The organism is Rhodopila sp. (genome assembly GCF_035548235.1).
Lineage (GTDB): Bacteria > Pseudomonadota > Alphaproteobacteria > Acetobacterales > Acetobacteraceae > Rhodopila.
In genome coordinates this window covers 19687-29874 of sequence record NZ_DASZTJ010000253.1, presented here as the reverse complement: position 1 = coordinate 29874, position 10188 = coordinate 19687, and the positions used below count along the sequence as shown (strand labels likewise).

The 10188-nt window shown below is 66.2% G+C and carries 9 protein-coding genes; 6 read left to right on the top strand and 3 right to left on the bottom strand.

Annotated elements, in window-relative coordinates; genetic code table 11:
• On the bottom strand, positions 1–570 hold a 570-nt coding region (locus VHB27_RS20560), incomplete at its 3' end, for a recombinase family protein (RefSeq protein ID WP_325604064.1).
• Between the two features lie 1060 nt (positions 571–1630).
• Between VHB27_RS20560 and VHB27_RS20555 the strand changes: the two genes are divergently transcribed.
• Together VHB27_RS20555 and VHB27_RS20550 are read left to right on the top strand one after the other, a co-directional pair.
• Positions 1631–2002 (top strand): hypothetical protein, encoded by a 372-nt coding sequence (locus VHB27_RS20555; protein WP_325604058.1) that lies wholly within the window; start codon positions 1631–1633, stop codon positions 2000–2002.
• Positions 2003–2046: 44 nt separating this feature from the next.
• Entirely contained in the window at positions 2047–2739 is a 693-nt protein-coding gene (locus VHB27_RS20550; protein WP_325604062.1) for an SOS response-associated peptidase, read from the top strand.
• Positions 2740–2990: 251 nt separating this feature from the next.
• On the opposite strand, the gene eutC is transcribed toward VHB27_RS20550, so the two are convergent.
• Positions 2991–3725: an ethanolamine ammonia-lyase subunit EutC gene (eutC, locus tag VHB27_RS20545; protein ID WP_325604056.1), complete on the bottom strand. Its 735-nt coding sequence runs from the start codon at positions 3723–3725 to the stop codon at positions 2991–2993.
• A complete protein-coding gene (locus VHB27_RS20540) occupies positions 3722–5089 on the bottom strand; it encodes an ethanolamine ammonia-lyase subunit EutB (protein ID WP_325604054.1) in 1368 nt (455 codons plus the stop codon). Before VHB27_RS20540 ends, eutC begins: the two co-directional genes overlap by 4 nt.
• 238 nt (positions 5090–5327) lie before the next feature.
• Here VHB27_RS20540 and VHB27_RS20535 point away from each other — a divergent pair, with 238 nt between their 5' ends.
• Genes VHB27_RS20535 through VHB27_RS20520 form a run of 4 tightly spaced genes read left to right on the top strand, consistent with a single transcriptional unit; the run spans position 5328 to position 10187 of the window.
• Positions 5328–6683: an LLM class flavin-dependent oxidoreductase gene (locus VHB27_RS20535; protein WP_325604053.1), complete on the top strand. Its 1356-nt coding sequence runs from the start codon at positions 5328–5330 to the stop codon at positions 6681–6683.
• On the top strand, positions 6683–8347 hold the full coding sequence (locus VHB27_RS20530; RefSeq protein WP_325604051.1) for an ABC transporter substrate-binding protein: 1665 nt from the start codon (positions 6683–6685) through the stop codon (positions 8345–8347). Before VHB27_RS20535 ends, VHB27_RS20530 begins: the two co-directional genes overlap by 1 nt.
• On the top strand, positions 8344–9318 hold the full coding sequence (locus tag VHB27_RS20525; protein WP_325604049.1) for an ABC transporter permease: 975 nt from the start codon (positions 8344–8346) through the stop codon (positions 9316–9318). The genes VHB27_RS20530 and VHB27_RS20525 overlap by 4 nt, the downstream gene beginning before the upstream one ends.
• Positions 9318–10187 carry an ABC transporter permease gene (locus VHB27_RS20520; RefSeq protein WP_325604047.1) on the top strand — a complete coding sequence of 290 codons (870 nt, stop codon included), beginning with the start codon at positions 9318–9320 and terminating at the stop codon, positions 10185–10187. Before VHB27_RS20525 ends, VHB27_RS20520 begins: the two co-directional genes overlap by 1 nt.
• The last annotated feature ends 1 nt before the right edge of the window (position 10188 follow it).

Genomic DNA, 10188 nt, shown 5'->3' with positions numbered 1-10188 from the left:
AGGGCCGCCTAACACCTCCCTGACCCGCTCTATCTCTTCCAGGACGCCATGGGCAGCATGATCCGCCGCCCGGCTACGGGCCTCAGCCGCGGCCTTCGTGCCCGCCTTCCAGTCCGGAGCCGTCGTAGGCCGGTATCCTCGATCCCCACCTAGCTTGACGCCACGGGCCTTTGCGGCAGCCAGGGCGGCCTTGGTTCGGTCGCTAATCAGACCAGCCTCTAGCTCCGCGACAAGGGCAAGCTGGGACAGCATGAAGCGACCCACCGCTCCCGCCGGGATGTCGGGCATGTCACAGAAAACCACGTCCACATCGCTGTCGATCAGGGAGCGCAGGAAGGGAAGGTTACGGGCCAGCCGGTCCACCTTGGCTACCAGAAGCGTTGCCCCCGTCTTCCGACACTTCGCCAGTGCCGCCGCTAGTTGGGGCCTGTCGGAACGGCGTCCGCTCTCCACCTCCACAAACGGTGGCAGGAGTAGCTTGTCCTCAGGACGTAGGTAGGCCCGTATCGTGGCTTCCTGGGCCTCCAGGCCAAGCCCTGAGCGGCCTTGTTTGTCTGTCGATACGCGCATGTAGGCCACGTAACGGCGGCCTGTAGAGGCGGCTGAAGGCTGCTTTGAGGGGGGCATTACGTGATCCTCAGACGATAACCTAGGCGGCTTATGCTCTTGTTCAGTAGTCCGTGTCAACACCATACCAACGGTCGTCGATTAGGTAGTGACACGGATCGGGGCTTAGGGCCTACGGCCGCCGCGGGACACTCGGCCATGGGCTTACCGCCGTAGCCGTGGACGTGGGGAACGGTGTGGACGTGCTGCGTGCCTGTCCCTGCCACCGCTACCGCTGTCTGTCGTCCTGCCTGTCTCGTTCGTCCGTTGGTTCGTCGTTCGCCGGCAACGTTGGCGAAGTCTGGGCCGGAAGCGAGGGGGGATGGGGGGTCTGTAGGAGGGTTTTCAAAATGTCGGTAAAGGGTTGTTCTTGTTGTTAGTTATAGCCCGAGTGGCGAGAGGAGAGGTCGCCGGGAAATTTCATGGCCCCAGGTCCGAGTGGGTGGGGGGTCTGTTCTGGAAACGCAGGAAGGCCGGGTGGCTTGTTCGCTTGGGTCCTGGATTGGAAGGGGGCCGGAGGTCCTTTTAAGCCGGCGTTAAGGCCCCGTATGGCTCGCCTTTGGGTCCTGAGAACGGCCATGCGGCGGGAGGGCGTCCGCCCGGCGTTGCTATGGGACCGGCGTCCCCGAGAATAGATCAGGGAGCGCGACGCGGTCGTCACCAGCTAACTGCCCAAACGGCCCCATCATAGGTTTGACATTGCCCGTTCCCGTGACCCATCGCCGAACTGGAGCCCCGGCATAGGACCTGCGTGTGCGGGCCGGTGGCGACGAACTGGACAGGGCCGTCCGTAATCACCACGGCGGATGCTGAGTGTGCCCCTGAGAACGCCATCCCGTAGCCGCCGCCGAAGGCGACCCGGTAGGTCCCTTTGAGGACTTCACCATCAGCCATGGTGATCGTCACGGGACCCCTTCCAACGCCCGTTCGGACGAAGTCCACCGTGATCGGCCCCCGTCGCTGCGCCGCGTCGTTCATCGGGAATGTGTCAGCCGTATCGGTGCAGCCGCATAGAGCCAGTGCCATGGCCATCGCCAGCAGGATCAGCGCACGCAAAGCGGACACCTTCGGTCTGTCTGTTCGTTCTCAGAATAGACCGAAATATATGGTAACGAAAGCCCTAAAGGTCCAGCCGCCGACACTCGTTGTTCTTGACTTGTTCTCGTCGCTGCGTCACCCTCTGGTCATGCCAGATGAACCACTCACTCCCGCCACGCCGGATGATCTCGCCCTTAGTCTCTCCTATGCCCTCCGCTATGACGAACGCGGCAAGCGCTGGAGCCGCTTCGGGGACCAATTCGCCGCAGACATGGCGGCCAGGCACCTGATCAAGATGTTGGAACGCAGCGGCTACGTGATCATGAAGAAAGCGCCTCCGGCCGCCCCATCGTTCTGATAACGGTGGCGTTCCAACCCGCGCCGTGCGACCGTTGGCGGCGGATGTGCAACCTGTATTCGATGACCAAGAGCCAGCAGGCGATCCGCGATCTGGTGCGCGCCATGCGGGACGTGACCGGTAATCTTCCCCCGCTGCCAGGCATCTTCCCCGACTACCGCGCCCCGATCGTGCGCCTTGGGCCGGAAGGCAGGGAGTTGGCCATGGCTCGCTGGGGCCTGCCGACGCCATCGGAGCACTTGGTCGGCAAGAAGACCGATCCCGGCGTGACCAACGTCCGCAACCTCGGGTCGCCCCACTGGCGCCGATGGTTCGGACCTGAAAACCGGTGCCTGGTGCCCTTCACCAGCTTCGCCGAACCCGACAACGGCACCTATGGTGGCAAGGCTCCAGTGTGGTTCGCGCTGTCCGAGGACCGGCCGCTGGCGTTCTTTGCGGGGCTGTGGGTGCCGTTGTGGCGATCCGTGCGGAAGGTCCGAGAGGGCGAGACCACGAACGACCTGTTCGCCTTCCTGACGTGCCGAGCGAACGCGGATGTCGGTGCGATCCACGACAAGGCTATGCCGGTGATCCTGACCGACCCGGAGGAGTGGAACGCCTGGATGTCGGCACCGTGGTCTGAGGTGCGAGAGTTGCAGCGCCCGCTGCCGGATGGATCGCTGCGGATCGTAGCGCACGGGGAGAAGATGGACCCGCAGGAGGAACAGCCGAAGCAGGAACAGGGTTCGCTCCTGTGAACGGGTCAGGGGTCATGTGGAGTTGGCTTCTGTTGCTTTGGATTGTCATCGCTTTTCCAGCAGGGGCCTGATGGTGGGCGTAGAGGGCACTGCGTGCCTAACAATGACTACCGAACGAACGCAGAGACTGAACGTGTGTAACGCCTCGTAGCAAGGTCATCGTTACATAAAATCCTGGATATATTCATTATATTGCAATAGGTTAGACAAAATCATATCGTTACAGTTTCCCCTCTCGCCGGGGACGCCACTCACGTCAGCGCAATCGGCTGCTCGTCCTTCAGCCCCACCCCCGACACCTGCATCCGCCGCATCGCGCCCACCAGCCACAGCAGCTTCTCCGCCGCCGCCACCGGCGCCAGCCCGGTCGCATGAACGTTGGAGATGCAATTCCGCTCGGCATCCGTGCGGCCGGGGACAGGCGCCCAGGTCAGATAGATCCCCAGGCTGTCCGGCGTCGTCAGGCCCGGCCGTTCGCCGATCAGCACCGCGACGGCCTGGGCCCGCAGCGCCGCGCCGATATCGTCGCCCAGCGCCACCCGTCCCTGGGTCGCGATGACGACCGGTCCGGCCGCGTCCAGGCGCGGCAGCAGGTGGGCCAGCACCGCCCCGGCGTGACGCTGCACCGCCGTGGCGGACAACCCGTCGCAGATGGCCAGCACCAGCCGTCCCGGCGCCGGATGGGCGCCCAGGGCCATGCGATCCTCGTCAGCAAGGCGGCGGCCAAGATCGGGCCGCAGCAGATAGGTCGTCCGATCCGGACACGCGCTGCGCACCGATCGGATGTCCGGCGCGGCGATCGAGGCCGCCAGCGCGTCCACGTCCAGCCCCGCATGCACGGCGTCCCGAGCGGCGGCGTGCGCGGCCTGGAAGGCCAGGTGCGCGGCGGTCGGCATCGCGTTCCCCGCACGTCCCAAGGCCACACGCGCCGTCGTATGCCGGCGCAGGTCATGCCAAGGGACAGAAACAGGGACGGGAACCGTCATGCCAAGCCGATCAGCGCGGGGGCGAGCGGCGCGGGGATGGTCTCGACGGCGGTGTCGATGCCCATGCGTGCCAGCCACGCCTCGAATTCCGGCGCCGGACGCAGGCCCAGCGCGCCGCGCAGATACAGCGCGTCGTGGAACGACGTGCTCTGGTAGGACAGCATGATGTCGTCGGCGCCGGGCACGCCCATGACATAGGTGACGCCCGCCACGCCCAGCAGCGTCAGCAGCGCGTCCATGTCGTCCTGATCGGCCTCGGCATGGTTGGTGTAGCAGACATCGACCCCCATCGGCAGGCCCAACAGCTTTCCGCAGAAATGATCCTCCAGCCCCGCGCGGGTGATCTGCTTGCCGTCGGCCAGGTATTCGGGGCCGATGAAACCGACGACGGTGTTGACCAGCAGCGGCGCGAACGCCCGCGCGACGGCATAGGCTCGGGCTTCGATCGTCTGCTGGTCGACGCCGTGATGCGCGTCGGCGGACAGCGCGCTGCCCTGGCCGGTTTCAAAATACATCACATTCTGCCCGACCGAACCGCGCCGCAACGACAGGGCCGCGTCGCGCGCTTCCTTCAGCAAGGCCAAGGAGACGCCGAAGCTGCGGTTGACCGCCTCGGTCCCGCCGATCGACTGGAACACCAGGTCGACGGGCGCGCCGGCCTCGACACAGCGCAGCGTGGTGGTCACGTGCGCGAGCACGCAGCTTTGCGTCGGGATGTCGTAGCGGCTGATGACCTCGGCGAGCATGGTCAGCAGCGTGGCGGTCGCGGCGACGCTGTCGGTGGCGGGGTTGACGCCGATCACCGCGTCTCCGGCGCCCAGCAGCAGGCCGTCCAGCGTGGCCGCGGCGACGCCGCGCGGGTCGTCGGTCGGGTGGTTCGGCTGCAGCCGGACCGACAGGCGGCCAGGCAGGCCGATGGTGTTGCGGAAGGCGGTGGTGACGCGGCATTGGGCGGCGACGGCGACAAGGTCCTGCAGGCGCATGATCTTGCTGACGGCGGCGGCCATCTCGGGCGTCAGGCCGGGCGCCAGCGCGGACAGGACGGCGGTGTCGGCGTTGCCCAGCAGCCAGTCGCGGAAGCCGCCGACGGTCAGGTGCGCGACCGGGGCGAAGGCGGCGGGGTCGTGGCCGTCGCAGATCAGGCGGGTGACGTCGTCCTGCTCATAGGGGATCACCGGATCGTTCAGCAGGCGCGTCAGCGGCAGGTCCGCCAGCGCGCATTGCGCCGCGACCCGTTCCGTCGCCGATCCGGCGGCAAGGCCGGCCAGCGCGTCGCCGGAGCGGGCGGGAGTCGCGCGGGCCAGCAGCGTCCGCAGATCGGGGAACGTCCAGCGTGTGCCGCCAAGCGTGTGTGCGAAGGCCATGGCGCAGTCTGCCGCCGCCCGGCCGGGTGCGCCAGATGAAAAGGCCAAATGGAATGGCCAGATGGAATGATCTGCCTCGATCATCGGCATACCGCGCCACGCCTTTAGGCAGGCTCCGCCGGGCCCGCGGGGGCAGGCGACGCTCTGGCGCATGGCACGAGGCTTGCCTTCAACCATCGCGAGCATTCCCGCTGGAAGCCGGGGAATGCCCGTCCGTGACTCTGCGCTCCGAGACATCATGAGCCAACGCAAACTGCATTTCGGCGCGTTTCTCTACACGCCGGGGAACCACAGCGCCGGATGGCGGCACCCGGACGCGGTGCCGCGGACCGACATGCAGTTTCATTATTATGTCGAAATGACACGGACCGCCGAACGCGGCAGGCTGGATACGATCTTCTTCCAGGACACGGCGGCGGTGGGCGGCAGCGGCGCGCTGGACGGCACCAGCGCGTACCGCCCCACCCAGGGCCGTCAGGTCTGGCTGGAGCCCGCGACCGTGATCGCCGCCCTGGCGGCCGTCACCAGCCATATCGGCCTGATCGCCACCGCCACGACGACATACAACGAGCCGTACAACGTTGCCCGTCGCTATGCCACCGTCGACCACATCAGCGGCGGCCGAGCGGGGTGGAACCTGGTGACGTCGCAGGTGGAGGACGAGGCGGGGAATTTCGGGCTGGAGAAGCATGTCGACCATGCCGTCCGCTATGAGCGGGCCAGCGAGTTCTACGACGTCGTCGCCGGACTTTGGGATAGCTGGGAGGACGACGCCTTCCTGTACGACAAGGAGTCCGGACAATATTATGACACCTCCAAGCTGCATTTCCTGCGGCACAGGGGCGCGCATTTCTCGGTCCGGGGGCCGCTGAACGTCGCCCGTTCCCCGCAGGGGCGGCCGGTGGTGGCACAGGCGGGATCGTCCGACGTGGGCCGCGAACTTGCCGCGCGCAGTGCGGACCTGGTGTTCACGGCGCAGACCGTGGTGCGCGACGGCCAGGCATTCTGCCGGGATCTGCGGGCGCGCGCCGAACGGTATGGGCGGCGGCCGGACGACATCAAGATCCTGCCGGGCCTGATGCCGATCGTCGGACGCACGGACGCCGAGGCGCAGGAAAAGCTGGAGACGCTGCAATCGCTGATGGACGACCGCCTGGCGATGGCGGCGCTGGCGCGGCTGTGCGGCGATCTGGACATCTATCAATACGATCCCGACGGGCCGTTGCCGCCGCTGCCGCCCAGCAACGCCGCCAAGGCCCGCCAGGCGCTGATCGTCGAACTGGCCAAGGACAACAACCTGACGATCCGCCAGGTTGCCCGGTACCTGGGCACCACGCAGGGCCACCGGCTGCTGGTCGGCTCGCCCAAGACCGTGGCCGATTCGCTGGAGGAATGGCTGCTTGCCGGCGCCGCCGACGGGTTCAACCTGCTGTTCCCGTATTTCCCGGCGCCGCTGAACGATTTCGTCGATCTGGTGGTGCCGGAACTGCAACGGCGCGGCATTTTCCGCACCGAGTACGAAGGCCGCACGTTGCGGGAGAACCTGGGCGTGCCCATACCGCCCAACCGTTTCACGAGACAGGGGAGGGGCTGATGAAGCCGTTACAGCCGACACGACGTGCCGTCCTGGGCGGCGCCCTGGCCCTTGCCAGCACCGCCGCCAGGGCAGAGGCGGGGGACGCGATCCGGCCGCTGGTGCTGATCTGCAAGCCGCAGGCGACCGATCCGGCGCAGTACCAGGCAGCGCAGCTCTGCATGCAGGAATGGCGCAAGCTGGGCCTGAAGGTCACGCTCCAGGTGCTGCCGGCGACCCAGCAAAGCTCGGTGGTCTGGCTGAACCGCACGAAATGGGACATGACCACCTGGGAAATGGTCGGCCGGCCGGAACGCAGCGACCCCGATGAGCTGGTCTATAGCCTGTTCCATTCCAGCCTGGCCCAGAACGGCTATGATTTCGTCGGATACAAAAGCCCCGAATACGACAAGCTGGCGGAGGCGCAGCGCGCCGAGGAAGAGCGCGACAAGCGCGCCGTCCTGGTCAAGCAGGCGCAGATGCTGATCAAGAAGGACCAGCCTTACGTCTATCTGGTGTACCCGCGGCGCTCGATGGCGTTCAACGCCGAGGTCTGGGACCCGGCGACCGTCGTCGAGGAAGCCGGCATCGGCATCCGCAACTTCTGGACCTTCCTGCAGGCGAAGCCGCTGGGGGCGAAGAAGGACATGGTCCTGAATTCGCCGCAGCCGATCAGCAACCTGCAGCCCGTCCACATGGACGCGATCGGAAGCTGGGTCAGCGACCTGATCTGGGATCACCTGATGCGGGTGGACATCCACGGCAACCCCGTGCCCTGGGCCGCGGAATCGGTCCGCTGGGTCGATCCGGTGACCGTCGAGGCCGTGATCCGCGACGGCATGAAATTCCACGACGACACGCCGGTGACGCTGGAGGACATCCAGTATTCGTTCCAGCTTCCGGCGAACAAGAACAAGACGCCGCAATTCTATCCGAACGTCGCCAACATCGACCAGGTCACGATCACCGGCCCGCACACCGTGACCTTCAAGCTGAAGACGCCCCAGGCGTCGTTCTTCACGTCCACGCTGTCGAAGATCGCCATCGTCCCCAAGCATGTGTGGCAGCCGATCGTCGAGAAGCTCGCCAACACCAGCCAACTGGTCGAAGACTACAACGAACCGAAGATGATCGGCTCCGGTCCGTTCAAATTCGTGCACTGGCGCGATCCGGAAGAGGTGATGCTGACGCGGTTCGAGGGCCATTGGCAGCCGCCGAAGCTGGAGAACTGGATCCTGCGCACCGTGTCCAACCAGGAAGCGACGCTGGGGATGCTGCGCAACGACGAGATCAACTTCCTGGCGATCTTCACCGGCGATCCGCAGAACGTCGCGGACCTGGCCAAGCAAGAGCCGAAGATCAAGGTCGTCACGACCACCGATCTGGGGTTCCAGTTCATCGCGATGAACGAACGCCGCGCGCCGTTCGATGATCCGGCGTTCCGGATGGCGCTGTCGGAAGCGATCAACCGCAAGATCATGGCGGCGGCCGCCTGGAACGGCTACGCCGAACCGGCAGGGTCCTGCGTGTCCACCGCGCTGCCGTTCTGGCACGCGCCGGACAGCCTGCTGATGGGCGGCGACATCGGCAAGTCGAAGAAGATCCTGGCCGATGCCGGCTACACGCTGTCGGGCGGTCAGCTTCACTATCCGGCCGGCCGCAAGGAGGAGATCACCGCGGGTTGAGCCTCAAAGCACTTCTGCAGCGGCTGGGCCAGACCGTCTTCATCCTGTGGGTGGTCACCACGCTGCTGTTCTTCCTGTTCCGGCTGATGCCGGGATCGCCGCTCGCAGCCTATATCGACCCGACGATGACGGCCGACCAGCAGGCGATCCTGCTGCACCAGTTCGGCCTCGACCAGCCGTTGTGGAAGCAATACGTGCTGTATCTGATGAACATGGCGCGGGGCAGCCTGGGGGTGTCGTTCATCTACAAGGAACCGGTCGGCGGCATCCTGCTGGCGGCGCTGCCGAACACGCTGCTGCTGACGCTGACGTCCCTGCTGATCGCCTACGCCTTCGGCACGCTGACGGGCGCGCTGCTGGCGGCGCGGCGCGGTACCTGGCTGGAGACGGTGACGCTGCCGGCCATACTGGCCACGCGGGCACTGCCGGAGTTCTGGCTGGGCATGGTGCTGCTGGCCGTCTTCAGCTTCTCGATGGGCCTGCTGCCGGCCGGCGGCGCGACCAGCCCCGGCGCCAGCTTCCCCAGCGCCTTCGCGCGCTACACGTCGCTGGATTACCTGCGCCACCTGATGCTGCCGGCGCTGACGCTCGCGATCTTCCTGCAAGGCCTGCCCACGCTGCTGATGCGGTCCAACATGCTGGAGGTGATGCAGGAGGAATTCGTCGTCATGTCCCGCATCAAGGGCCTGTCGGAGTGGTCGATCATCATGCGCCACGCCGCCCGCAACGCGCTGCTGCCCGTCGCGACGGCGCTGGCGCTGGGCATCGGGTCCTCGATCGGCGGCAATGTCGTGATCGAGAGCGTGTTCAGTTGGCCCGGCCTGGGACGCCGGCTGGTGGAGGCCGTGTCGGGCAGCGACTATCCGCTGGCGCAGGGCGCGTTCCTGATGATCGCGGCGGCGCAGATCGTCATGAACTGCGTGGCGGACGTGGTGTATTCCACGCTCGACCCGCGGGTGGGACGGCGCTGATGTCGGCGACCACGGTCGTAACCGTTTCCTGGCGGCGGCAGGCGCGCGATCCGTATTTCATCGCGGGGATCTCGATCTACCTGGCGTTCCTGCTGATCGCGGTCTTCGCCGACCAGATCGCGCCGAACGCGCCCAAGGACATCCTGTTCCTCGACAACGGCAGCCTGGCGAACGCCTTGCCGCCCAGCGCGCAATTCCCGCTGGGGACGACGACATCCGGGTGCGACATCTTCTCGCAGCTTGTGCATGGCTCGCAAAGCGCGCTGATCGTGGGCATCAGCGCGGCCTTCGTCGTGGTCAGCGTCGGCACGCTGGTTGGGCTGCTGGCCGGGTATTTCGGCGGGTTCGTCGATGCGGCCTTGATGCGGATCGCCGATATCGCGCTGGGGATTCCCCTGCTGCCCTTCGTCATCGTGCTGGCCGCGTTCCTGGGGCCGACGACCTGGAACGTCGTGCTGGCGATGTCGCTGCTGCTGTGGCCCAACTCCGCCAGGATCATCCGGGCGCAGGTGCTGTCGTTGCGGGAGCGGGCCTATATCGAGGCGGCGCGGACCGCCGGGTCGGGGCATTTCCGCATCCTGTTCCACCACATCGCGCCGAACATCCTGCCGCTGGCGCTGCTGTTCGGCTCCATCGCCATCGGCTGGGCGATCCTGACCGAAGCCAGCGTGTCCTTCCTGGGCTTCGCCGATCCGGACACCACGACCTGGGGCTTCATGCTGCAGGACGCCTATGTCTCCCAAGCCTTGTCGCGCGGCCTGTACAACTGGTTCGTCCCGCCCGGCATCTGCATCGTGCTGATGGTCTCGGCCGGCTTCTTCATCAGCCGCAGCTACGAGCAATTCCTGTTTCCCCGGCTGCGAGACTGAC

Bases quoted from the DNA above. Each gene is read 5' to 3' on its own strand.
- VHB27_RS20555 (WP_325604058.1), top strand. From the start codon at position 1,631: ATGGCCATCGCCAGCAGGATCAGCGCACGCAAAGCGGACACCTTCGGT.
- VHB27_RS20550 (WP_325604062.1), top strand. From the start codon at position 2,047: ATGTGCAACCTGTATTCGATGACCAAGAGCCAGCAGGCGATCCGCGAT.
- eutC (WP_325604056.1), bottom strand. From the start codon at position 3,725: ATGACGGTTCCCGTCCCTGTTTCTGTCCCTTGGCATGACCTGCGCCGG.
- VHB27_RS20540 (WP_325604054.1), bottom strand. From the start codon at position 5,089: ATGGCCTTCGCACACACGCTTGGCGGCACACGCTGGACGTTCCCCGAT.
- VHB27_RS20535 (WP_325604053.1), top strand. From the start codon at position 5,328: ATGAGCCAACGCAAACTGCATTTCGGCGCGTTTCTCTACACGCCGGGG.
- VHB27_RS20530 (WP_325604051.1), top strand. From the start codon at position 6,683: ATGAAGCCGTTACAGCCGACACGACGTGCCGTCCTGGGCGGCGCCCTG.
- VHB27_RS20520 (WP_325604047.1), top strand. From the start codon at position 9,318: ATGTCGGCGACCACGGTCGTAACCGTTTCCTGGCGGCGGCAGGCGCGC.